The sequence below is a fragment of the Rhizobium sp. BK512 genome, from assembly GCF_014194915.1.
In the GTDB taxonomy this organism is placed as follows: domain Bacteria; phylum Pseudomonadota; class Alphaproteobacteria; order Rhizobiales; family Rhizobiaceae; genus Rhizobium.
The window spans coordinates 460,058-484,396 of the sequence record NZ_JACIAS010000002.1; the positions used below are offsets into that span (position 1 = coordinate 460,058).

Annotated in this window: 20 protein-coding genes and 1 riboswitch; of the genes, 12 read left to right on the plus strand and 8 right to left on the minus strand. The window is 61.6% G+C overall.

Annotated features, from left to right (window positions below):
• Positions 1-33: 33 nt before the first annotated feature.
• Both FHX06_RS08235 and FHX06_RS08240 read right to left on the minus strand, forming a co-directional pair.
• Positions 34-2,766 carry an ATP-binding protein gene (locus FHX06_RS08235; protein WP_183878893.1) on the minus strand — a complete coding sequence of 911 codons (2,733 nt, stop codon included), beginning with the start codon at positions 2,764-2,766 and terminating at the stop codon, positions 34-36.
• A 126-nt stretch (positions 2,767-2,892) separates the two neighbouring features.
• Positions 2,893-3,429 carry a DUF1003 domain-containing protein gene (locus tag FHX06_RS08240; protein WP_112547326.1) on the minus strand — a complete coding sequence of 179 codons (537 nt, stop codon included), beginning with the start codon at positions 3,427-3,429 and terminating at the stop codon, positions 2,893-2,895.
• Between FHX06_RS08240 and FHX06_RS08245 the strand changes: the two genes are divergently transcribed.
• The 4 genes from FHX06_RS08245 (at position 3,428) to FHX06_RS08260 (ending at position 6,661) form a co-directional block, all read left to right on the plus strand.
• A complete protein-coding gene (locus tag FHX06_RS08245) occupies positions 3,428-3,616 on the plus strand; it encodes a hypothetical protein (RefSeq protein ID WP_113202541.1) in 189 nt (62 codons plus the stop codon). The two genes, FHX06_RS08240 and FHX06_RS08245, sit on opposite strands and share 2 nt — an antisense overlap.
• A gap of 1 nt (position 3,617) precedes the next feature.
• The gene (locus tag FHX06_RS08250) at positions 3,618-5,297 is read left to right on the plus strand and encodes an NAD+ synthase (RefSeq protein WP_113202644.1); all 1,680 of its coding nucleotides are present in this window, start codon (positions 3,618-3,620) and stop codon (positions 5,295-5,297) included.
• Between the two features lie 27 nt (positions 5,298-5,324).
• Entirely contained in the window at positions 5,325-6,158 is an 834-nt protein-coding gene (locus FHX06_RS08255; RefSeq protein ID WP_183878895.1) for a TolB family protein, read from the plus strand.
• Between the two features lie 101 nt (positions 6,159-6,259).
• Positions 6,260-6,661: a hypothetical protein gene (locus FHX06_RS08260; protein WP_113116824.1), complete on the plus strand. Its 402-nt coding sequence runs from the start codon at positions 6,260-6,262 to the stop codon at positions 6,659-6,661.
• 107 nt (positions 6,662-6,768) lie between these two features.
• On the opposite strand, the gene FHX06_RS08265 is transcribed toward FHX06_RS08260, so the two are convergent.
• Together FHX06_RS08265 and FHX06_RS08270 are read right to left on the minus strand one after the other, a co-directional pair.
• A complete protein-coding gene (locus FHX06_RS08265) occupies positions 6,769-7,836 on the minus strand; it encodes a 3-deoxy-7-phosphoheptulonate synthase (RefSeq protein WP_113202543.1) in 1,068 nt (355 codons plus the stop codon).
• A gap of 241 nt (positions 7,837-8,077) precedes the next feature.
• Positions 8,078-9,502 carry an MFS transporter gene (locus tag FHX06_RS08270; protein ID WP_183878897.1) on the minus strand — a complete coding sequence of 475 codons (1,425 nt, stop codon included), beginning with the start codon at positions 9,500-9,502 and terminating at the stop codon, positions 8,078-8,080.
• Between the two features lie 153 nt (positions 9,503-9,655).
• Positions 9,656-9,848, plus strand: a riboswitch (cobalamin riboswitch).
• 41 nt (positions 9,849-9,889) lie between these two features.
• On the opposite strand from FHX06_RS08270, the gene bluB reads away from it, so the two are divergent.
• Entirely contained in the window at positions 9,890-10,591 is a 702-nt protein-coding gene (bluB, locus tag FHX06_RS08275; RefSeq protein WP_113206283.1) for a 5,6-dimethylbenzimidazole synthase, read from the plus strand.
• Positions 10,592-10,608: 17 nt separating this feature from the next.
• Here bluB and FHX06_RS08280 read toward each other — a convergent pair whose 3' ends face one another.
• The gene (locus tag FHX06_RS08280) at positions 10,609-12,153 is read right to left on the minus strand and encodes an MFS transporter (RefSeq protein WP_113116820.1); all 1,545 of its coding nucleotides are present in this window, start codon (positions 12,151-12,153) and stop codon (positions 10,609-10,611) included.
• Positions 12,154-12,293: 140 nt separating this feature from the next.
• Between FHX06_RS08280 and FHX06_RS08285 the strand changes: the two genes are divergently transcribed.
• On the plus strand, positions 12,294-13,142 hold the full coding sequence (locus FHX06_RS08285) for a LysR family transcriptional regulator (protein ID WP_113015804.1): 849 nt from the start codon (positions 12,294-12,296) through the stop codon (positions 13,140-13,142).
• Positions 13,143-13,173: 31 nt separating this feature from the next.
• On the opposite strand, the gene FHX06_RS08290 is transcribed toward FHX06_RS08285, so the two are convergent.
• Positions 13,174-14,256, minus strand: coding sequence for a DUF2865 domain-containing protein (locus tag FHX06_RS08290; RefSeq protein WP_183878899.1), 1,083 nt, complete (start codon positions 14,254-14,256; stop codon positions 13,174-13,176).
• A 198-nt stretch (positions 14,257-14,454) separates the two neighbouring features.
• Here FHX06_RS08290 and FHX06_RS08295 point away from each other — a divergent pair, with 198 nt between their 5' ends.
• On the plus strand, positions 14,455-14,988 hold the full coding sequence (locus FHX06_RS08295; protein WP_183878901.1) for a ribonuclease H: 534 nt from the start codon (positions 14,455-14,457) through the stop codon (positions 14,986-14,988).
• Positions 14,989-15,027: 39 nt separating this feature from the next.
• On the opposite strand, the gene FHX06_RS08300 is transcribed toward FHX06_RS08295, so the two are convergent.
• Positions 15,028-17,340 carry an NADP-dependent malic enzyme gene (locus FHX06_RS08300; RefSeq protein ID WP_029868789.1) on the minus strand — a complete coding sequence of 771 codons (2,313 nt, stop codon included), beginning with the start codon at positions 17,338-17,340 and terminating at the stop codon, positions 15,028-15,030.
• A gap of 292 nt (positions 17,341-17,632) precedes the next feature.
• On the opposite strand from FHX06_RS08300, the gene FHX06_RS08305 reads away from it, so the two are divergent.
• Together FHX06_RS08305 and FHX06_RS08310 are read left to right on the plus strand one after the other, a co-directional pair.
• The gene (locus tag FHX06_RS08305; protein WP_112547317.1) at positions 17,633-18,445 is read left to right on the plus strand and encodes a UDP-2,3-diacylglucosamine diphosphatase; all 813 of its coding nucleotides are present in this window, start codon (positions 17,633-17,635) and stop codon (positions 18,443-18,445) included.
• Positions 18,446-18,634: 189 nt separating this feature from the next.
• Positions 18,635-19,855, plus strand: coding sequence for an MFS transporter (locus FHX06_RS08310; protein ID WP_112547316.1), 1,221 nt, complete (start codon positions 18,635-18,637; stop codon positions 19,853-19,855).
• Here the strand turns inward: FHX06_RS08310 and dgcA are convergent.
• Complete coding sequence (dgcA, locus tag FHX06_RS08315) at positions 19,807-20,790, minus strand: N-acetyl-D-Glu racemase DgcA (protein ID WP_183878903.1); 984 nt, start codon at positions 20,788-20,790, stop codon at positions 19,807-19,809. The two genes, FHX06_RS08310 and dgcA, sit on opposite strands and share 49 nt — an antisense overlap.
• A gap of 101 nt (positions 20,791-20,891) precedes the next feature.
• Here dgcA and FHX06_RS08320 point away from each other — a divergent pair, with 101 nt between their 5' ends.
• From FHX06_RS08320 to FHX06_RS08330, 3 genes are read left to right on the plus strand one after another with little or no spacing between them, the layout of a single operon-like run.
• Positions 20,892-22,061 (plus strand): ABC transporter permease, encoded by a 1,170-nt coding sequence (locus FHX06_RS08320; protein ID WP_183879235.1) that lies wholly within the window; start codon positions 20,892-20,894, stop codon positions 22,059-22,061.
• Between the two features lies 1 nt (position 22,062).
• Positions 22,063-22,914, plus strand: coding sequence for an ABC transporter ATP-binding protein (locus tag FHX06_RS08325; RefSeq protein WP_112968227.1), 852 nt, complete (start codon positions 22,063-22,065; stop codon positions 22,912-22,914).
• A gap of 9 nt (positions 22,915-22,923) precedes the next feature.
• Entirely contained in the window at positions 22,924-24,294 is a 1,371-nt protein-coding gene (locus FHX06_RS08330) for an MlaD family protein (protein WP_112547313.1), read from the plus strand.
• The last annotated feature ends 45 nt before the right edge of the window (positions 24,295-24,339 follow it).

The following is a 24,339-nucleotide window of genomic DNA, read 5'->3' on the forward strand; positions in this document are numbered from 1 at the left end:
CGAGTTGATCGTTGTAAATCGGTGTAAAGAGGTTCAGCCCGCAGCACCCGAAAGCTGCGCCGGCTCATGGCCGAGGGCTTCGAGTTCGAGGTTGATGCGGCGTTCCCAGCCGGCAGCGCGATCCTGTCTTGCAGCTGTGCGTGCCACTTCGAGGATCGCCGAAGCGGCATCCAGCGCGTCCGGCCCCTGTCCCTTTGCGGTGACCAGTGCTTTCACCCGCAGGAGTTCGGGCAGGCACCAGCGTTCGCCCGAGACATCGCAATGGACAAGCGCAGCATCGATTACTCCGCCGGCCTCTGCATGCTGGCCGAGGCCGGAAAGGGCTTGCGCCTCAATGGACTGGAAGTAGGTGCGGAATAGGTTGAAGCCGGCGCGATCGAGGATATCCATCGCCGGACGCAGCTTTGCGAGGCAGAGCCGGTATTCGCCGGCATGCAGATGCAGCTCCGCTTCGAATCCATCGGCATAGGTGTGCCAGACATCGAGTGACAGGGCCTTGGTATGGTCGCGCAGCAGCCGGATCGCGTTCGCGGCTTCTTCGTCATTGCCGGAGAGAAGCGCAAGCGGGCAGACGGCCTCGGCGAGCAGATTGCTGATCGAATGGTTGTGGCCGATCTCGCGGGCGTAGCGCATTGTCTCTTCGGCCTCGTCCAGCGCGGCCTTCTCGTCGCCCGACATCCAGAGGCAACGGGCCAGGATGATGCGCGCCGTCACGCGCTGGTCGAACTGGAAGCGCACGGAGTGGTGCGCCTGAGGCACATGCTCGTAGTCGGCCAGCATGGCCAGAAGCTCATCGCGGGATTCGGCATGGCGGCCGAGCCAATGCAGCGTTGCGGCCCTCATGCGCCTGCCGATGATGATATCGCTCGGATCGGAGGAGGAGGGAGCAAGGGCTGTAAAACGCGCCGCCAGCTCCAGCCCCTGGCGGGGCTCGGCGCGGTTCAGCATGTCGACCCAGAGCGCCCAGATGGCGCGCAACTGATGGTCGATATCGCCGAGCTCCTCGGCAATGCGCCTGGCCGTCGTCCAGGCAGCGACGCCGAGTTCCGGCGCATGGGTGGCGCGCAGCTGCGGCCAGCCCAGTGCGGCATAGAGCTTCATGCGGCTCCTCTCATCCAGGCCTGGGCGGGCATCGAGAAAGGCGATCGCATGGGTCAGCGCGGCCAGGCATTCGTCAAGCAGCGACAGGCGGAAGAAGAGTGGCAGGGCAGCGACCGTCAGACGCACGCCGAGCAACGCATCGCCGAATGGACCGAAGGCCCAGTCGACGGCTGCGCGCAAACCCGGAACCTGCTGGGCGAAATCGTCAGGCCATTCCTCCGGCAGGGCGGCGTAGAGATCCTGCTCGGCGCTTTCGAGCGCGACGGAGAGATGAGTCGAGAAGCGGGCCATGGCACCGGGGAGTTCACCCGATCCGGCAAGTTTCTCACCGGCATAGAGGCGCGTCGTATCCAGCAGCCGGTAAAGCGTTTCGTCGGTCGCGCTCTCGACCACGACCAGCGATTTGGCGACGAGGGCGGCAAGCAGATCCTCTGGCTCGCTGCCGGAGAGCACGGCACCTGCGGCCCTGCCACTGAAGCGGCCGCGGAAGACGGAGAGTTCGCGCAGGGCCTGCTGCTCCTCCTGCGACAGGATGAGATAGCTCCAGTCGAGCGTGGCGCGCAGCGTCTGGTGGCGCGGCAGGGCCGTGCGCCGGCCGCGGGTCAATACCCGGAAACAGTCGGACAGCGAGCGGGAGAGGGCGGCAATGCCCGTCGCCTCCAGCCTGCCGGCCGCAAGCTCGATTGCCAGCGCGATACCGTCGAGCCTCGTGCAGATATCGACGACATCGGTGGCATCCTCATCCGTCAGTTCGTAACCGCCGAGGCAGGCATCGGCGCGTTCGACGAAGAGCTGGACGGCGGGCGAGACGAGAGCAGCTTCCGCTGTCACGGCGGACGCCGGCAGATCGAGGGGCAGCAGGCGGTGAACGCGTTCGCCATCGGCGCGCAGCGGCTCACGGCTGGTGGCGAGGATATGCAGATCGGGCGCTTCCGCGAGCAGATCCTCGGCAAGCTCGGCGATATCGGCCACGACATGCTCGCAGCTATCCAGCACGAGCAGGAGGTTGCGTGGCTGCAGATGGACGGCGATTTCCCTGACGATGTCATCGCTGCGGGAGAGGATGCCGAGCGCAGACGCCAAGACGGTGGGCACAAGATTTCCGGTCGCGACTTCCGACAGGTCGATCCAGACGATTTCGCCTTCGAAGCCGCCGCGCGCAATCAGGGCGCGGGCGACGGTGGACTTGCCGATGCCGCCAGGACCGGCAATCGTCACCAGCCGGCTCTTGGCAAGCTGTCCGGCCACGGCCGCGATCGTCTGTTCGCGGCCGAAGATGCGCCCAGGCAGGCGTTCCGGACGGGATTTCTGAGGTATCGGTGAGGCGGCGGCAGGCTCAGCGCCATTGCTGCGGCGGTTGACGGGAGCGATGAACGTATAGCCGCGGCCCGGCACATTGGCGATGAACTGCGGCTCGCGCCTGACGTCGCCCAATGCCTTGCGCAGCGCCGAAACATGGACGCGCAAATTGGCCTCATCCACGAAAGTCTCAGGCCAGACCTGCCTGACGATCTCGGCATTGGTCTTCAACTCGCCCGGATGATGGAGCAGAAACAGGAGTATGTCGACGGCGCGGCTACCGAGCGGCACGGCAGAACCGTTCCGCATCAGGCTGCGCCTGGCGGGCACGATCGAAAATGCGCCGAAGTGAAACTCTTCTTCCAAGCCCGGCCCCTTGCGTGGTGCCGGCAGGTTGATCCCAATGGCAGCGCCCTGTCAAATGAAACGCAGCGGCAGGGCGGGAATTGCAAGGGGATTTCAGATGTTTAAGGCCACGCTATTTTAGCGGCGTCAAGCCTGTCCGCGTTCCCCAAGGATTGCGTTCAGCCGGGAGACGTCTTCGCGCAGCGCGGTCAGTTCCGTCAGAACCCGCATGTCGATCTTCTGATGCAACGAGAGCACCTCCAGTTCTGCTTTCAGGTTCACCTCGTAATCCTTGGCCGCTTCGAAACGGTCGCGTTCGGCCTGACGGTTCTGCGACATCATGATGATCGGCGCCTGGATGGCGGCGAGCATGGAGAGGATCAGGTTCAGGAAAACGAAGGGATAGGGGTCGAAGGCGCGGGTCATCAGGATGACCGTATTGATGACCGTCCAGATCACGAGGAAAGCGAGGAAGGCGAGGATGAAAGACCATGAGCCGCCGACGCGGGCGATGCCATCCGCCAACCGCTGGCCGACGGAGGATTCGGCAGCAATGGCGGCGTTGATGTCGGTGGAGATGATCTTGCGCTCATGTGCCTTGGCCAGCACGCGCTTTTCGATGTCACCCAGTTCTTCGGCCGATTTGCCGAAATGCAGGTGGACGAAATTAGGAAGATTATACATGGCATTGTCCCGGGAATGGATCGAATTGGCGCGCAGTATTCCGCCACTGCCGCAAATTGCAATGCGTATCGGCGTCGCGCAAGGCAAACAGAGGTGTGAGTCAGCATTCATCAAATTTTCGCCGCAGATCGATACGGCTTTTGACGCCGCTTATTGCGGTGCACGAAGGGGCGGATTAAATGAATGACATGACACAGGAAAACGCTCTCTCCCATACGTTCAACATCGCCATCGCCCAGCTGAACCCCACGGTGGGCGATGTCGCCGGAAACCTTGCCAAGGTGCGCGAGGCGCGTGCCGATGCAGCCCGCCAGGGCGCGCAACTGCTCATGATGACCGAGCTTTTCATCTCCGGTTACCCGCCGGAAGACCTCGTTCTGAAGCCGGCGTTCATCCAAGCCTGCTGGAAAGCGGTGGAAAGCCTTGCGGCCGATACCGCCGATGGCGGACCGGGCATCGTCATCGGCTTCCCGCGCCAGGACGAGACGGGCCGCTACAATTCCATCGCCGTGCTCGACGGCGGCAAGGTGATCGCCGTCAGAGACAAGATCGACCTGCCGAACTATGGCGAGTTCGATGAGAAGCGCGTCTTCGATCAGGGCGCCATGCCGGGGCCGGTGAACTTTCGCGGCGTGCGCATCGGCATTCCGATCTGCGAAGATATCTGGGGCGATCTCGGCGTCTGCGAGACGCTGGCCGAAAGCGGGGCGGAAATCCTGCTCGTGCCGAACGGTTCGCCCTATTATCGCGGCAAGGTCGATATCCGTCATCAGGTCGTGCTGAAACAGGTGATCGAAACCGGCCTGCCGATGGTCTATGCCGCCCAGCTCGGCGGCCAGGACGAGCTCGTCTTCGATGGCGCAAGCTTCGCCTTCAACGCCGACAAGTCGCTCGCCTTCCAGCTCAGCCAGTTCGAAACGGCACTGGCCGTCACCACCTGGAAACGCACCGAAAACGGCTGGCATTGCTCGCAAGGGCCGATGGCGCGCATACCCGAGAGCGAAGAAGCTGACTACCGCGCCTGCCTGCTCGGCTTCCGCGACTATGTGAACAAGAACGGCTTCAAGAATGTCGTGCTCGGGCTTTCCGGCGGCATCGATTCGGCGATCTGCGCGGCAATTGCCGTCGATGCGCTCGGCGAGGAGCGGGTGCGCACGGTGATGTTGCCCTACCGCTATACATCGGAGGATTCGTTCAAGGACGCCGCCGATTGCGCCAAGGCGCTTGGCTGCCGCTATGACATCGTTCCGATCGAAGAACCGGTTGCTGGCTTTTCATCCGCACTCTCGAATCTCTTCGAGGGCACAGACAGCGGCATCACCGAGGAAAACCTGCAGAGCCGCGCACGCGGCGTCATCCTCATGGCGATCTCCAACAAGTTCGGCTCGATGGTCGTCACCACCGGCAATAAGTCGGAAATGTCGGTCGGCTATGCGACGCTCTACGGCGACATGAACGGCGGCTTCAACCCGATCAAGGACCTCTACAAGATGCAGGTCTATGCGCTGGCCCGCTGGCGCAACGAGAATGTGCCGCCGGATGCGCTCGGCCCCTCAGGTGTAGTCATTCCGCAGAATATTATCGACAAGGCGCCGTCGGCCGAACTTCGCCCGGATCAGAAGGACCAGGATTCGCTGCCGCCTTATCCAGCGCTCGACGACATTCTTGAATGCCTGGTCGAACGGGAAATGGCGGTCGAGGAGATCGTGGCGCGCGGCCATGATGTCGAGACGGTGCACCGCATCGAGCATCTGCTCTATCTCGCCGAATACAAGCGCCGCCAGTCGGCACCGGGCGTGAAGATCACGAAGAAGAATTTCGGCCGCGACCGGCGCTACCCGATCACCAACCGGTTCCGGGATCGCTGAGACGCTTCAAATATCTGGGAGGGATGAATGCGCAGCTCAGTTGAAATCTACAATGTGCGGCGGGGTGAAAGCCGTGTCATCTGGCAGACGGAAGCGCTGGTGGAGGCGCCGAATTTCTCGCGGGACGGCGCCTATCTGCTGATCAATGGCGACGGGCTGCTCTATCGCCTGCGTCTCGACGGCAGCGACCTGGTGGAGCGTGTCGATACCGGCTTTGCGGTCCATTGCAACAATGACCACGGGATATCGCCCGATGGCGAGCAGATCGTCATTTCCGACAAGACCGAATTCGGCAAGTCGGCGATCTACATCCTGCCGATCGAAGGCGGCAAGCCGCGTCTGATCACCAGGAACCTGCCGTCCTACTGGCACGGCTGGTCGCCAGACGGGCGCGAGCTTGCCTATTGCGGTATCCGCAACGACGTCTTCGATATCTATACGATCTCGGTCAATGGTGGTGAGGAGAAGCGGCTGACGCATGGCGAGGGCCGCAATGACGGGCCGGACTGGTCCGCCGACGGGCAGTGGATCTATTTCAATTCGAGCCGTACCGGGCTGATGCAGATCTGGCGCATCCACCCCGACGGTACGGGTCTCGAGCAGGTGACATCGGACAATTACGGCAACTGGTTCGCTCATCCATCGCCCAACAATGACAAGGTGCTGATCCTCTCCTACGACCCCGACGTTTTCGATCATCCGCGCGATCTGAATGTGCGCCTCAGGATGATGGACATGGACGGCGGCAATCTGACGGAGCTGTTCGAGCTTTTCGGCGGGCAGGGCACGATCAACGTGCCGAACTGGTCGCCTGATGGCGAGGAATTCGCTTTCGTACGGTATTTTCCGGCGAGATCTTGAGAGGGCGCACCGCCATTTGATGATGGCGGTGGCGCCTCAAGTCTCACGCGACCCTTCTGAGATAGGCATTACCCGTTCATGAGAGGGATCGTTACACAATTATGCGCAAGGTATTGCTCGCGGCATTCGCCTGCCTGATCTGCTGCCGTGCTTTACTGTTTGTTATGTTTCCGGTCGAGTATCTGCGATGGTTCGGAAAATACCAGGAGTCTCAAACTCTGAACCAGATGGCGCTCCCCATCGCCAAATTCTACATTCAGCATGATATTAAATATGCTTGTGGCAACGAGACTTACTTCAGAAATTACAACGCCATGAACTTCTTCGATGATCTGCCGCTTTCGCCTGAAGAGGAAGTCACGCTCCAGTCACAGGACAAGATTGCGCGCCTGTTTTTAAGTGACGTCGTTGACGACGAGAGTGAATATTTCGACTCTATCCGCGCGGTGGCCGATTATAATTTGCTTGTCGCCTCTAAGTGCTTGCACAGGCGTATTTCGTGAAAGCCTCACTGGCGATCGGGCGCCTCACCGGTTAAGGAGAGGCGGCGCAATATCGGCATTATGTGAATGGGCGGCGGGTGTCTGCCTGCCGCGCTTGATGCTGCCTATCAAGCCGCAACAGCGGCCTTGCGGCGATCGCGGACGGCCTTGGCGAGATCCTCGAGCACGTCGACCGACATATCCCAGCCGATGCAGCCGTCGGTGATCGACTGGCCATAGACGAGCGGCTTGCCGGGGACGAGATCCTGGCGGCCGGCGACGAGGTTGCTCTCGATCATCATGCCCTTGATGTGATCGTTGCCGGCGACGATCTGGCCGGCGACGTCGTGGACGACCTTCGGCTGGTTCATCGGATCCTTGCCGCTGTTGGCGTGGCTGGCGTCGATCAGCATGCGCGGGTCGACACCGAGCTTGGTTGCCTCGGCGATAACGGCCTGCACGTCGGCTGCCTCATAGTTCGGGCGCTTGCCGCCACGCAGAATGATGTGGCAGTCCTCGTTGCCGCGGGTGGAGGCGATCGCTGCCTGTCCATCCTTGGTGACCGCCGGGAAATGATGCGGCTGGGAAGCCGCCATGATCGCGTCGAGCGCGACACGCGCGCTGCCGTCCGTGCCGTTCTTGAAGCCGATCGGGCAGGAGAGACCCGAGGCGAGCTGACGGTGGATCTGGCTTTCGGTCGTGCGCGCGCCGATGGCGCCGTAGCTGACGAGATCGGCGATGTACTGCGGCGTGATCGTATCGAGGAATTCGCAGCCGGCCGGCAGGCCCATGGCGTTGATGTCGAGCAGCAGGCGGCGGGCGAGGCGCAGGCCTTCCTCAATGCGGTAGCTGCCGTCGAGATGCGGGTCGTTCATCAAACCCTTCCAGCCGACGGTGGTGCGGGGCTTTTCGAAATAGACGCGCATGACGATTTCGAGATCGCCGGAGAGGCGTCGTCGCTGCTCGACGAGACGGGACGCGTATTCGCGGGCGGCTGCCGGATCATGGATCGAGCAGGGACCGATGATGACCAGCTGGCGGTCGTCCTTGCCCGTCAGGATATTGTGGATCGTGTCGCGCGTGCCGGTCACGGTCTCGGTCACCGCTCGGTCACGCGGGATTTCCTTGATAATATCGGCAGGCTTGGTCAGCGGGGTGATCTCGACGATGCGCAGATCATCAATAGTGTCAGTCACGGTATGCTCTCCTGTTTGGTCATACCGTGGCGGAACAAAAAAGCCGCCAGGTTGACTAGCGGCTGTTCGGGTGTGTCGTCGCGTTAGTTTCGGTTACGCACAGACCCGCATCCGCTGGAAGCAGCGGTACGAATAAAATCGCGATGCGTAAACGGACGAAATCGACATGCCGCCTATGTAGACATGCGAATTGGAATTGTCACGTGGATTCTGTGAGGAAAAATGACAGGCCTGTGAAGTTTTATCGGCTTTCGGCCATTGCCTCTCTCTGGGCATCTTCCGGCGCAGCCGCTTCGGCATGTCCATGCTTGCCGCGGCGTGTCGTCATGTCATCGCCTGCATTGGCGGGCAGGCGCAGGAAAGTGATGCAGGCGAGTGAGGAAATCCCTGCCACGATGAAGAAGGCGATATGGAAATCGGTGACCGTAAGTTGGCCGCCGTGGAAGCTGGCGGACACTTCCAGGATCGTCCCTGCGACTGCAACACCCATGGCCATGGAGATGCGCTGCGCCACGGCATTGATGGCCGTCGCCTGACTGCTGTCGGCCTCGTCGACATCCCCGAAGGCCATGGCGTTGACACCCGAGAAGGCCATGGAGCGCAGCAGTCCGCCGACGAGAAGAGAGCCCATGATGAGATAGATCGGCGTTTGAGCAGTGAAGAGGCCGTTCACACCGAGGAAGATTGCGGCAAGGAAGGTAGTGAGCGCGATGACGTTGCGGAAGCCGAAGGCGTTATAGGTGCGGGTTGCGGCGAATTTCGAACCCATGGAGCCGAGTGCGCTGACGAAGGTGACAGAGCCAGACTGCAGCGGTGTCAGGCCGAAACCGAGCTGCAGCATCAACGGCATGAGGAAGGGCAGCGCGCCGAGCCCCATGCGGAAATTCGAGGCGCCGAGGATCGCCGCCCGAAACATCGGGTAGCGGAACATTTTCGGATCAAGCAACGGATGCGGCGTGCGCCTGGCATGGACGAAATACAGGATGCCGGAGAGGACGCCGACCGCGACTGTGACATAGCCGTAGATGACGGGAACGGCGGGCAGGCTGATGACGGATATGCCGAAGACGAAGCCGGCAAAGCCGATCCCGGACAGGAAGAAACCCGGAAAATCCATCGGCTTCGGGCTGCGCGGCTCAATTGCCGGCAGGAAGCGGGTGACCAGCGCAATGCCGATAATGCCGATCGGCACATTGATCCAGAAGATCCAGTGCCAGCTGAGATAGGTCGTCAGGAAGCCGCCGATCGGCGGGCCCATGATCGGGCCGATAAGAGCGGGTATGGTGAGCCACGCCATGGCATTCACCAGCTGGTGACGTGGCGTGCCGCGCACCAGAAGCAGCCGTCCGACCGGCGTCATCATCGAGCCGCCGGCGCCCTGGATGAGCCGGGAAATGACGAAGGCTGCGATGGAATTGGAAAAGGCGCAGGCGATCGAACCGGCCATGAAAACGGAGATTGCCAGACGGAAAATGTTGCGCGCGCCGAAGCGATCCGACATCCAGCCGCTGATCGGAATGAAGATCGCAAGCGCCACAAGGTAGCTGGTTACCGCAAGCTTCAGCGCGATCGGCGAAGTGCCGATATCGGCCGCTATAGCCGGCAGGCTGGTGGCGATCACGGTCGAATCCATCTGTTCCATGAACAGGGCGACCGCAAGGATCATCGGCGTTAAGCGGGACACGGGCAACCGGGATGCAAGGAGAAGGGATTCGACGCCAATGGCGCCGCTCGGATCAGGGTCTCGTTCTAGGCCAGCATTTTCAACCTGTCCACGAAATGAATGTCGCATGTGGCTTGCGGCCATGCCCTTTCCGCGCCATAGATCGCCCTGTCAGGTGCCCGCTGTCACCAGCGGGAGAATCGGGAATCCGGTGGAAGACCGGAACGTGCCCAACGCTGTAAGGCTGACGCTCGCCGTTCAAACTACGCCACTGGCCTTGCGGCCGGGAAGGCAGCGGCGAAGCGAAGGACGCCGAGTCAGAAGACCGGCCTGGCAAGATAGACCCAACCCGCGCGGACGGCGGGCGGTTGCGTTGTTGGGGATTTGACGATGCGACCCATTGATGATGCCGTTTGTCCGGCATCCAGCTTTTCTGCGGCCGAACGCGAGGCCGTCTATCACGCGATCATGACGCGGCGCGACGTGCGCAGCCAGTTCCTGCCCGATCCCTTGCCGGACGATCTGGTGACGCGGCTTTTGACGGCGGCGCACCACGCGCCTTCGGTCGGTTTCATGCAGCCGTGGAATTTCATTCTGGTGAAAAGCGCCGAGGTGAGGGCGCGCGTGCGCGATGCGTTCCTCGGGGCGAATGAGGAAGCGGCCCGCATGTTCAACGGCGAGCGGCAGGAAAAGTATCGTTCACTGAAGCTCGAAGGCATTGTCCAGGCGCCGCTCGGCATCTGCGTGACCTGCGATCCCACCCGCAGCGGCAGCGTCGTGCTGGGACGCACGCATAATCCGCGCATGGACAGCTATTCCACCGTCTGCGCCATCCAGAACCTGTGGCTCGCGGCCCGTGCCGAAGGCGTCGGCATCGGCTGGGTCAGCATCTTTCGCGAGGGCGACCTCAAGGAGATACTTGGCATTCCCGATCATATCGAAGTGGTCGCCTGGCTCTGCGCCGGCTTCGTCGACCGGCTCTACGAGGAGCCGGAACTGGCGGTCAAAGGCTGGCGGCAGCGGGTGGCGCTGGAAGAGCTGGTTTTCCATGACGGCTGGGGGCAGGTGGAAGGCGAGGCAGCGCCGGTTTGAGCCGGCGCGGGTGTGCTTCACTCGGCCGGCTGGGTGCTGCAATCCTTGGGGCAGGCCGGTGTTCTCCAATGGCCAAAGGTGAGGAAGCTCGCAGCAGCGAGAATCCAGACGCCGATCGCTCCATAGAGCATGACACCGCCGAAGCCTGCGACCAGCGCATCATGCACCGTCTCGGCGGGAATATCAGGCAGGGCGGCGATGCTGCCGGCGGAGATCCGTTCGGCAAGCAGGCGCAGATCGCCTGCGTCCATCGAGTTCGGCAAGGCGCTCTTCAGATGGGAGAGCACACCACTGAACAGGATGAAGCCCATGACTGCGATGTTGATCGCGAGCGAGATCATCCGGGCGCTCATGTCGATGCCGGAGGCCATGCCGGCGCGGTCGCTGGATACCGCACCGGTTGTCGTGTTGGTGACCGGGGTATTGGTGAAGCCAAGCCCGATGCCGGCAAGCAGCGCGCCGGGCAGCATCGTCAGCCAGCTTGGCGCGGCGGCGGCGCTGCCTGACTTCATCAGCAGGAAGCCGAGCCCGATGGTGAAAAGGCCGCCGGGAATGATGATACCCGGCCGGTAGCGCAGCATAAGCTGCTCGGCAAGCGGCGGCACGACCAGCGTCGGCAGCGTATAGGCCAGCAAGGCGATGCCGGCGGCCACACTGCCGTAACCGAGGCCGGCTTCATACCAGATCGGCAAATAGATCATGAAAGGCCAGAAGCTGATATTCATGGCGGCCGAACCGACAATGGCGCCCGAGAAGGTGCGGATGCGGAACACCGAGGCATCGAACATCGGTCGCGGGTTCAGCTTTTCGGCAACGACGAAGGCGACGAGGCTTGCGGCACCAAGTCCGATAATGCCAAGCGCAGCCGGGCTCGCAAAACCGAGAGCAGGCCCCTGGGTGATGAAGAAGGCAAGGCAGAAGACCGCCAGCGAAAGGGTAGCGATGCCGGCGATATCGAGCCGTCCGGCTGCAGGATCACGCGATTCCTGAATTCCCGTCAGCGCGAGAGCGATTGTCACAGCCGCCAGCACGGCATGGATGAGGAATACCCATTGCCATCCGGCCACCGCCACGATGCCGACGCCGACGATCGGGCCGAAGCCCAGGCCGATGCCGAAAATGATGCCCCACCAGCCGAAGGCGATACTACGGGCGCGGCCCTCTTGGAATTGATGGGAGAGCACGGCTACCTGGCAGATCAGCATGAAGCCGCCGCTCATTCCCTGCAGAAAACGAGCAACGATCAGCAGCGAAACATCCTGCGCGAGGCCGGCAATCAGCGAGGTGAGGCCGAAGACGGCAATGCCGATCAGGAAGACGCGCTTGCGGCCGTAGCGGTCGGCCAGTGTGCCTGCGGCCATCAGCACCGTCGTAACGGCGATCGTATAGGCGTTCATGATCCATTGCAGGGCACTGAAATCGGCGTGAAGCACTTTTTCCAAAGTGGGCAGGATTGCCGGCACGCTCGATATTTCGAGGCCGAACATCAGCGAGGAGAGACAGGCAGCCAGCAGGGCAATGATGCCCCGCGCACGAGGGGATGAATGGGAATCAGGGGGCATGTTTTGGCCTTTCGACGTTGAGGCGCACAACGTGACATCCGCTGTGGTCCATTTGCGTCAGCATAGGCGGGACTTGATCATTACAGAATTGGATGATTACATATTTCAGACACAACAAATTCGAATGATTGGTTTCAACCATGCTCGATGTCGATTCCGTTCAGGCCTTCGTGGCGATCGCCGACAACAAGAGTTTCACCCGCGCCGCCAACGAACTCGGCAGCACGCAAGGAGCGATCAGCGTCAAACTGAAGCGGCTGGAGGAGCGGCTCGGCCACCGGCTGATCGAACGCACACCCCGGCTGGTGCGGCTTTCGGCGCAGGGGGCAGTGTTTCTACAGGCCGCACGGGAATTCCTCGAAGCCCATGACAGGGCCGTTGCGGCACTCTCTTCGTCGCGCCGCCATTTCACGATCGGCATTGCCGCGCATGTGGCCGGGCCGGAGGTTCCGACACTGCTTGCGCGCCTCAACGCCCATGATCCGGGTCTGACGATCGAGGTGCGGATCGATAATTCCTGCACCCTGCTTGCAGCTTTCGATCGCGGCGAACTGGATGCGGCGATCATCCGCAGGGACGAAGACCGGCGCGACGGCGAGGTTCTGGGGCCTGAGCATTTCGGCTGGTTCGCCACGCCACAATTCGAGTATCGCCGCGGCGAGCCGTTGCGTCTTGCAGCACTATCGCCGACCTGCGGAGTGAGGGCTGTCTGCACCCGCGCGCTTGATGCGGCGGGCATTCCCTGGACCGAAGTCTTCCTCGGCGGCGGCTCTTCGGCTGTGACCGCGGCCGTTTCGGCCGGGCTTGCCGTCTCGACCTTCTCCTATCGCCTGGCCCCCGTCGGCACTGTCGAAGTCAGCGAGCGTTTCGGCCTGCCGCCATTGCCGTCTTCGGAGATCGTGCTGCATTCGACGCTGACGGACGCCAAATCGCGCGCGGCACTACGCACGCTGGCAGCCGCCTTCAGAGAGCATCGCGTGTCCAGCTGATAGCGCGGTTTCTATTGCACCGAGATCGTGATTATTGCTGCTGTTGGGGCTGCGGGCCCGATGCCGCGGGATTGGCGAGATCGATCTTGCCCTGATCGCCGGCGAGGAATTGCGGGCCGACCTGGCGCACCTTGTTGCTGGCGGGATCATAGGGACGATCCGGTACCTGGACCTGCGGGGCAGGCGGGGCGCTTGCCGCTTTCGGAGCTTCGGTGTGGACCGTGGTGATGGAGCTTTTCGGCTCAGGCGCCGGAGCAGAGGCCGTCTGGCTCTTGCGCATTTCCTCGTAATAGGCGCTGAGATTGCACGAGCAGGCGGATTTTTCGCCAGGCGCGCGGGTCTTGTAGGCGAAGGCGTTCTTCATCGCGCCATAGGGCGCGCCTGTTGCCGTCGAGATCATGTTCGAGGCTTCGGTGCTGGAAATATCCCGGTAATAGAGTTCCGTCTCCACACCGGGGCACATTTTCGAGCACGTCGCGGCATCGCGGCCGAAATCGACCGAAGTGGCATTGTTGCTGATCGGGAAGAAGCCGCCATCACAGGTGCGCACGCAGATGGTGCTGACGGGCGAAAGCATTTCGGCCCGCGGCAGGCCGTAACGCTCACCGCCGCCGAGTGGAATGAAGGTATCGCCGCGCATTGCCTGCTCCTCGATGGAAGGAGCGGGTGCATAGGCGTCACCTTGCGCGGATTCTGTAAAGCTGTCGCTGTTGCAGCCATTGTCTTCGAGGGCCGCCATCAGGCCTTCGCGGGCCGGATCGGCGCCGGACTGGCGCAGTTCGCTTCGGCGGTCCTGCAGATAGCGGATATTGTCGACCATCTTTGCTTGCGCCTGCTCGAGTTCCTCGCAGAATCCCGCATTCTCACCGCCGAGGACGACCATGCTGCCGGAGGTGCAGCCATACCGGCGCAGATCGCCGCGCACCTTGCGCAGTTCCAGATTCTGTTCGGCAAGCGCGCCTGCATATTGGCGCATCTCGGGGCCATTATTGCCGAAGGTTTGCGGCAGATCGGCCAGGCGTCCACGCAGATCTTCACAGATCGCGTTGGTCTCAGCTGCTGCCGGAACCGCGAATGCCAGAAAGAAAACAAGATACAGGTTTCGGCGCTTCACGACGTCGTCCCGGAATGAGAAAAGCATCTATCGGTGAATTGCGGCTTCAATCCACCGCGCTTTGTCTTAACGTATTTCCCTTAATAAGCTCGCAGTAATTCCTAGCGCATTTTTGCAATCTTATCCAGCAAGCCTAATGCTTGCATACCTTCGCTCCTGCAATCACGCGAGGAGCCCGTTGATCTCTAGACAGCTGATATGACAGGCATTTCCGACGAAACTCACCTCACCGAAGCGACAGCAGGAATACCGGAAACCGGACACGGCCTACACCTCTTCGTGGACGGTTGTTTTGAGCCTCGCTCGGGGCACGGCGGATGGGCCTTCATCGCCTATCGCGACGGGGTGGAAATAGGCACCGGTTCCGGCGGCGTGGAGAATGGCGCCAACAACACGATGGAACTGACCGCGTTGCTTGAGGCGGCAATCTGGATCGGCCGCACGGTACCCGGCGCAGCCGCGATCATCTGGTCCGATTCCGTCTACACCGTCGAAGGCTGCAACAGCTGGCGCCCCATCTGGAGGAACAATGGCTGGAAGAAAAGCAATCCGAACGGCAGGGCCAGAAACAGAGCGATATCGGATGCCAAACTCTGGAAAGCGCTCGACATCGAGCTATCCCGGAATCCACTAATAACAATTGCCTGGTGCAAGGGTCATTCCGGCATTGAAGGCAACGAACGCGCGGATGAACTGTCGGATCAGGGACGCCGTTCGATACGGCGTGCCTGATGTCAGCGGTCGTCATTTCGCAGACGGCCGCAGCGCAAGTTACGCCGGCTGCGATGCCTCGACGACAGCAAGCGCTGCCATATTGACCACACCGCGAGAGGTGACCGACGGCGCCAGGATATGGGCCGGCATCGCCGTACCGAGCAGGATCGGGCCAACATGCAGGCCGTCGGTCATCGATTTCACGACGCCGAGGGTGATATTGGCCGCATCGAGGTTCGGGAAGACCAGCAGGTTGGCTTCGCCATGCAGCGTAGTATGCGGCATGACGCGGCGGCGCAGCTCCTCGGAGATCGCGCTTTCGCCATGCATTTCGCCGTCGACTTCGAGATCCGGTGCCGCCTCGCGAACCAGCTGCAGGGCGTTGCGCATCTTGCTTGCGCTTTCAGACTCGCGCGAGCCGAAGTTCGAATGCGAGACGAGGGCAGCACGCGGCGTGATGCCGAAGCGCTTGATTTCCTCGGCAGCCAGAACCGCCGCCTCGGCGATTTCCTCAGCCGTCGGGTTGAAGGTCACATAGGTGTCTGTGAAGAAGGTCGCGCCGCGCTGCGAGATCAACAGGCTGAGCGCGGAGAAATCGCGCACGTTCGGGCGCTTGCCGATGATCTGGCGCACGTCGCGCAGATGCTTCTCATAACGGCCTTCAAGGCCGCAGATCAGCGCATCGGCTTCGCCACGCTTCAGCGCCAAGGCACCGATGACGGTCGTGTTGGTGCGCACGATGGTACGGGCCGCTTCCGGGATGACGCCGCGGCGCCCGACGAGCTGCAGATAGAGATCGACATATTCGCGGAAGCGCGGATCGTCCTCGGGGTTGATGACATCGAAATCCTGCAGCGGGCGAATGCGCAGGCCGTAACGCTTCAGGCGCGTTTCAATGACCTGAGGACGGCCGATGATGATCGGTTCGGCGATGCCTTCTTCAAGCAGCACCTGGGCGGCGCGCAGCACGCGTTCGTCTTCGCCTTCCGAGAAGATGACGCGCTTGCGCTCCGCCACCTTGGCAGCCGTGAAGATCGGCTTCATGACGAAGCCGGAGCGGAAGACAAAGCGGTTCAGCTGGTCGAGATAGGCGTCGAAATCCGTGATCGGGCGGCGCGCTACGCCGCTTTCGGCCGCAGCCTTGGCAACGGCAGGCGCGATGCGCAGGATCAGGCGCGGATCGAAGGGCGAGGGGATGAGGTAGTCGGGCCCGAAGACCGGGGTTTCGCCGGAATAGGCGCGGGCGGCAACGTCCGATGGCTCTTCGCGGGCAAGGGCCGCGATGGCGCGCACAGCCGCCATCTTCATTTCCTCGTTGATCGTCTCGGCGCCACAGTCCAGAGCACCCCTGAAAATATAGGGGAAGCAGAGAACGTTATTGACCTGGTTCGGGAAGTCGGAACGGCCGGTGCAGATCATCGCATCGGGGCGGGCGGCGCGGGCAAGATCCGGCATGATCTCTGGCGTCGGATTGGCAAGCGCCATGATGAGCGGCTTTTCGGCCATCTGCGCCAGGAGTTCCGGCTTCAGCACGCCGGCCGCTGACAGGCCGAGGAAAACGTCGGCGCCGCCGATATTTTCGGCAAGCGTGCGCGTGTCGCTCTTCTGAGCGTAGATCGCCTTCCACTCGTCCATCAGCTCGACGCGGCCTTCATAGACGAGGCCTTCGAGATCGTGGACCCAGATGTTTTCGCGTTTGGCGCCGAGCGTCACCAGCAGGTTGAGACAGGCAAGGGCGGCGGCACCGGCGCCGGAGGCGACGATCTTCACCTCATCGATCTTCTTTCCGGCGAGTTCCAAGCCGTTGAGAATGGCGGCTGCGACGATGATCGCGGTGCCATGCTGGTCGTCATGGAAGACCGGGATCTTCATCTTCTCGCGCAGTTGCTTCTCGATGCGGAAGCATTCCGGCGCCTTGATGTCTTCGAGGTTGATGCCGCCGAAGGTCGGCTCCAGCGAGGCGACGGTGGAAACCATCTGGTCGACATCTGCCGCATCCACTTCGATATCGAAGACGTCGATGCCGGCGAATTTCTTGAAGAGGACAGCCTTGCCTTCCATGACCGGCTTGGAGGCAAGCGGGCCGATATTGCCGAGGCCGAGCACGGCAGTACCGTTGGAGATGACGGCAACGAGATTGGCGCGGGACGTATAATCGGCTGCCTGCTCCGGATTGTCACGGATGGCGAGGCAGGGAGCGGCGACACCGGGAGAATAGGCAAGCGCCAGGTCGCGCTGGTTGCCGAGCGGCTTGGTCGCCTGGATTTCCAGCTTGCCGGGGCGCGGATAGCGGTGGAAGAAAAGCGCCTGCTCGTCGAGGCTGCCGCCCGTCAAATTCTTTTCCGATTTGGATTTTTCCTGGTGATCCATCGCCGCCTCCAGCGTTGTTCGAAGTCTTTTGAAGCTTCCTCCATACATCAATCGACCCGTGGGAACAGTACGGAAATAAGCGCAGCGGAACTTTTTGATCTGATGGTAACGGGGAGCTGACATCGGAGTTTTCACGGTCAGCTGCGGCACTCCGACCAGGAAAGGCTCTTATCGGTGGATTGAGCGGCTTTGCAGGCTTTCCTGCGGTTTGTCATCTTCCTGATACACGAGTCTGATTTTGGAAGACCAGACGAAGAACGATGGGACACGAGCGGAAAGGCTTGTGACAGACATGATGGAACCCCGGCGCTTCCGCACCCTCTTCATTTCCGATGTGCATCTCGGCTCGAAGGCCGCCAAGGCGGATTTCCTGCTGGATTTCCTGAAATACCATGAGGCAGACACGATCTACCTCGTTGGCGATATCATCGACGGCTGGCGCCTGAAGCGCAGCTGGTACTGGCCGCAGGTCTGCAATGACGTCGTCCAAAAACTCTTGCGCAAGGCACGCAAGGGTACGCGCGTCGTCTATATTCCCGGCAATCACGACGAGTTCCTGCGCGCCTTTCCGGGCACGCATTTCGGCGGCATCGAAGTCGTCGACCGCATCATCCACGACGGCGCCGACGGCAAGAAGTATCTGATCCTGCACGGCGATGAATTCGACGTCGTCGTCCGCAATGCCCGGCTGCTCGCCTATCTCGGCGATTGGGCCTATGACATGGCGATCCGCATCAATATCGTGCTGGCTGCCGTGCGCCGCCGCCTCGGCATGCCCTATTGGTCGTTTTCGGCCTGGGCCAAGCTGCAGGTGAAACACGCCGTCAACTTCATCGGCGAATTCCAGCGCGTGGTTGCCGAGGAAGCCCGCAAGAGCGGCGCCGATGGCGTCATCTGCGGTCATATCCATCACGCGGTGATCGAGGATATGGACGGCGTCCGTTACATCAACACCGGCGACTGGGTCGAAAGCTGCACGGCAATCGTCGAGCATGAGGACGGCCGGTTCGAACTCATCACCTGGCGTGCGCTGACCAGCAACGTGCCGGCCCTGACCTCTGTCGAATTGCTTGAAGAGGGCGATCTCGCCCCGCAGGCTGCCTGAATAATGTGTGCGTACCGCACCGGGCTGGCCGGTGCATCATGAATTTAGCCGTTGCCGTCAGGCGACAGGCCCAATTTATTTTTTAAATCGTTTCGAGTTATGTCCGAAACGTTACAGGCGGGCTATTTCTCGCCATAGTCGTGTCGGATTGGATGTGTTAGGCAACGGTCAGTTTCCTTCAGGTCCATCATGATTCCCGCACAAAATCCCTCGACGGGTGAGGGAGCGCCGCCGCGCTTCCGGCAGCTTAGCGCGCTGTGCTACAGCGCGCCGCTGCTGGTCAACGGCATCGTTCTGCCCTTCTTCCCCGTCTGGCTCGCAAACCACCAGTTCAATGACCACCAGATCGGCACGATTCTGGCCGTACCCATGGTGGTGCGCGTTCTCGTGGCCCCGATCGTGGCGGTCTTTGCCGACCGCATGCAGGAGAGGGCGCATGTGCTTCTATGGTCAGGCATCCTCTCGCTGCTGACCGCCATAGCGCTCTACTGGACCACGAATTTCTGGCCGGTGTTGATCGTCTTTGCGCTGCAGGGCGCGACATTCGCTCCTTATGTGCCGGTCGTCGAATCGATCGTGATTTCGGGGGTGCGCCGCTGGGGGCTCGATTACGGCTCCATGCGCGTCTGGGGCTCGGTTGCCTTCATTGTTTCCACGCTGATCGGCGGCGAACTGGTCGGCAAATGGGGCGGTGCCATGGTGCTGCCGGTGATGATCTTCGGCTTCACGCTGACAATCGTCATGGCGGTTTTCTGTCCGCGCATCGGGCCGACACGGCGGCGCGGCCAGCCGATCAATCTCCCCGCGACGACGGGCAGCGGCCTGCGCGAGCCGCATCTGCTGCTTCTGCTGCTCGGCGTTTCCATACAGCAGGCAAGCCATGCGCTGCTCAACGCCTTCTCCTCGATCTATTGGCACCAGCTCGGTTTTTCGGGCACAGCGGTCGGCCTGCTCTGGAGCGCCGGCGTAGCCTCCGAAGTAACGGTGTTCTTCCTGTCGCGGCGGCTCAACCGCCGGTTCAATGCCTGGACGTTGATCCGCTTCGGCTGCGCCGTCAGCATCTGCCGTTGGGTGTTCTTCCCGATGGAAACGAGCTTCATCGGCTTCTTCATGCTGCAATGCCTGCACGGTTTTACCTATGCCTTCGTGCATACCGGCGTGCAGCGGCGCATCGTTGCGACGGTGCAGGAGACGCAGGAAGCCTCGGCCCAGGGCGCCTATTTCTTCTATATCGGCATGGCCTCCGGCCTGATGACGATCGCCTCAGGCTATATTTATTCCGCTCTCGGCCTCGACAGCTTTTATGTCATGGCCTGTGTCGCGGCCTTCGGGCTCGCCCTTGTCATCATCGCCTATTATCTTCAGCCCCAGAGGCTGGCGTCGGGCGGGAATACGAGGGAGCCGGCATAGTTCAGACCGGGCTCGCGGTCGCGGGCCAACAGCAGCGGGCCGTCGAGATCGACGAAATCGGCGTCCTGCGCCAGAAGCACGGCAGGCGCCATCGCAAGCGAGGTGCCGACCATGCAGCCGATCATGATGGAGAAGCCGAGCCGCTGGGCTTCCTCCTTCATTTCCAGCGCTTCCGTCAGGCCGCCGGTCTTGTCGAGCTTGATGTTGATCGCGTCATAGCGGTCGGCAAGGCTTGCGAGGTCGCCGGTGTGATGGACGCTCTCATCGGCGCAGACGAGCACATGGCGAGCGATCTCGGCCAGCATGTCGTCATGGCCGGCCGGCAGCGGCTGCTCCACCAGCGCGATATTGGCTTCGGCAGCGATACGAAGATGATGTTCAAGCCCGTCTTCCGGCCAGCCCTCGTTGGCATCGAGGATGATGGCGGAATCGGGCGCGGCGGCGCGCACTGCCAGGATGCGGCTTTCGTCATCGCCAGTGCCGACCTTGACCTTCAGGAGCGGGCGCTGGGCATGTTCACGCGCCTGGGCTGCCATGACATCGGGTTCTCCGAGCGAGATCGTATAGGCTGTCGTCAGGGACTTCAGCTTGCGCAGATCGAGCCTGTCGGCAACGCTCCGGCCTGATAGTTTGGCTTCGAGATCCCATAGCGCGCAATCGACGGCATTGCGGGCCGCTCCCGGCGGCATGGCATGCAACAACCCGGCCCGGGAGATGCCATCCTCGATCAGCGGGCGGGCCGCTTCGATCTGCGCCATCACGCTTTCCGTCGACTCGCCATAGCGGCGGTAGGGCACACATTCGCCCCATCCTTTGGCACCTGATTCTGTCAGCGTGCAGGTGATCACCTCGGCGGAGGTCTTTGCCCCGCGCGAGATGGTGAAAGTTCCCGCAATCGGGAATGAATTCATCTGGATATCAAGATTGCGCGGCATATTTGCTCTCCTGCGAGCATGGAAATTGCGCGTTGCTTCTGTATATTAACGCGCCGGGCGGCGAATATCACGTTCGCGAGTCGGGACTGTCGCTGCAAGCATTGAAAGACACAAGTATTTTGAAGTCCGAGAAACGCAACGCCGCCTCGCTGCATGTGGACGACCGAGCCGAGGGCTCGGGCCAGCATGTGCATCTCGAAGGCAATTGGCGCAGCGCCAACCTCCATCTCGTCCTGCAGGATTTCGACAAGCTCGCACGCAGCAATAGCGGCGACCTGACGCTCGATCTTTCCAATGTCACCGATATCGACACGGCCGGCATCTGGTTGCTTTGCCGGCTAAAGAAACAGCAGGAAGAAGCCGGGCGGACGGTCCGTTTCGAAGGCACGAACCAGCATATCGACGAGCTGATCGCCACCTTTTCCAAGGAGCCTGATAAGCAGGAGCCCGAGCAGAAGGAAAAGGGTTCGCTCATGGAGCGCGTCTTCGCGCCGATCGGCCGGATGACCTTTGATGTCTGGGACAATCTGGCCGCCGCCATGTACATCCTCGGATCGGCAGTTCGCGGCGCGCAGATGAAGTTCGGCCGGGGCAGCGGCGTTTCGCCCGCTTCGATCGTCAACCAGATCGACCATATGGGTGTGCGGGCCGTTCCGATCATCCTGCTGATGTCCTTCCTGATCGGCGCGATCATTGCGCAGCAGGGAGCCTTCCAGCTTCGCTATTTCGGCGCTGAAATCTTCGTCGTCGACCTTGTCGGCATCCTGCAGCTTCGTGAAATCGGCGTGCTTCTGACGGCGATCATGATCGCCGGCCGCTCGGGCAGTGCCATCACCGCCGAAATCGGCTCCATGAAGATGCGCGAGGAAGTCGACGCACTGAAGGTGATGGGCCTCAACCCGATCGGCGTGCTGATCTTCCCGCGGCTGGTGGCGCTCACTGTTGCGCTGCCGCTTCTGACCGTGATTGCCAACTTTGCTTCGCTGGCGGGTGCCGCTGCCGTCGCCTATCTTTATTCGGGTATCACATTCGCCACCTTCCTGTCGCGCCTGCATGAGGCCGTGACGCTTTCGACCATATTGGCCGGCATGATCAAGGCGCCGTTCATGGCGCTCGTCATCGGCATCGTCGCAGCGGTCGAAGGCCTGAAGGTCGGCGGCAGCGCCGAATCGCTCGGCCAGCATGTGACCGCCTCCGTCGTGAAGGCGATTTTCGTCGTCATCCTGATGGACGGACTTTTTGCGATGTTCTATGCAGCGATCGATTTCTGACATGGCGGACAACGTGGATCAGCAACCGATCGAAGAGACCAGGAACGGTGATCGCGACATCGTGCTTTCAGCGCGTGACGTCACTGTCGGTTTTGGCTCCAAGGTCGTGCTCGACAAGCTCAACCTCGATATCTACCGCGGCGAGATCCTCGGCTTCGTCGGCGCTTCCGGCACCGGCAAATCGGTGCTGATGCGCACCGTCCTGCGCCTCCTGCCGCGCCGTTCCGGCACAATCAAGATTCTCGGCCAGGATTTCGACGAGCTAAACGAGCAGGAACGCAATGCGCTCGACATGCGTCTCGGCGTGCTCTTCCAGCAGGGCGCGCTCTTCTCCTCGCTGACGGTGAAGGAGAACATCCAGGTGCCGATGCGTGAATATCTGGACCTGCCGAGTTCGCTGATGGATGAGCTTGCGCATCTGAAGATCCGCATGGTGGGCCTCGCGGCCGATGCGGCCGACAAATATCCTTCCGAGCTGTCAGGCGGCATGATCAAGCGCGCGGCACTTGCCCGCGCGCTGGCGCTCGACCCGGAACTCGTCTTCCTCGACGAGCCGACGTCAGGCCTCGATCCCATCGGGGCTGCGGAATTCGACGAGCTGATCGCCAATCTGCGCGATAGCCTGGGGTTAACAGTCTATATGGTGACCCACGACCTCGACAGCCTGTTCTCGGTCTGCGACCGTATTGCCGTGCTTGGAAAGAAGCGGGTAATGGTGGAAGGAACGATCGACGACATGCTGGCCTACGACGATCCGTGGGTTCAGGCCTACTTCAAGGGCAAGCGCGCGCGTTCGATCGTGCCGCAGGACGACGCGCCGGCGGCCCGGGCGCAGCATGACAGCGGGAAGTGACCGGAGACGATGGAAACCAAAGCCAATTACACGATCGTCGGCTTTTTCACCGTTCTGGTGATCGCGGCCGCATTCGGTTTCGTCTACTGGATGGCCGAATATGGCCGCAGCGGGCCGATGGCCGAGCTGATCGTGCGCATCCCGGGCTCAGCCAACGGCCTCAGCGTCGGTTCGCCTGTCCGGTTCAACGGCATTCAGGTGGGCTCGGTGCAGACGCTCTCCATCGATGCCGACGACCCGCAATATTCGCTGGCCTTTACCGAAGTTCGCTCGGATGCGCCGATCTATCCCTCGACCAAGGCTGCGCTTGAAATCCAGGGCCTGACGGGTGCGGCCTATATCGAGCTTTCCGGCGGCCGCAAGGAAGACAAGAACATTCTCCAGCAGGCGCTGGAAAGCGGCAAACGCGCCGTCATCGTCGCCGACCAGTCGAGCGTCACCAACCTGCTCGCAACCGCCGACAAGATCCTTGACCGTGCCAATGATGCCGTTGGCGATGTGCAGGGCTTCGTGCGCGATGCGCGCGGACCGCTGACCAAGACCCTGCAGAATGCCGAAACCTTCTCGGATGCGCTGGCCAAGAATTCCGGCAATATCGACAGCTTCCTGCAGAGTGTAGGCGATCTCTCCAATACGGTGCGCAATGTCTCGGGCCGTGTCGATTCGACGCTTGCGGCCGTCGAGGATCTGGTGAAGGCTGTCGACGCGAAGAAGATCAACACGATCCTCAGCAATGCCGAGAAGGTGAGCCGCGACATAGCCGACGCCTCCGGCGGTCTGAAGGGGCTCGTCGACAAGGTCGACCAGACGGTGACGACCTACAACGAATTCGGCAAGAAGGCACAGGTCACACTCGATCGTGTCGATACACTGGTCGCCGCCATCGACACCAACAAGATAAAGGGTTCGGTCGACGATATTGCCCAGGCGACGAAGGATGCACGCGCCGCCGTCGCCTCGATCCGCGATGTCACCAACACCGTGGCGGACCGGAAGAAGGATATCGACCAGACGATCCAGGACGTCCAGCAGATGGCAAACAAGCTGAACTCGGCTTCGACCCGCGTCGACGGCATCCTCATCAAGGTCGATGCGCTGCTCGGCTCCGACAATACCAATTCGCTCTTTACCGAAGCGCGCGCGACGCTCGAATCCTTCAAGAAGGTTGCCGACAGCGTCAATGCGCGCATCGGGCCGATCGCCGACAACCTGCAGCGCTTCTCGGGCAGCGGGCTCAGCGACGTCCAGACGCTCGTCAACGAGCTGCGCGGCACGGCGAACAATCTCAACAATGCCATCAGCAATTTCGACCAGAACCCGCAGCGGATCATCTTCGGCGGACCGACAGTCAAGCAATATGACGGGCGCACACGGCGCTAGAGCAATTTCGGTTGGGAATTGCGGGAAAAACAGAGGTCAGGGGTA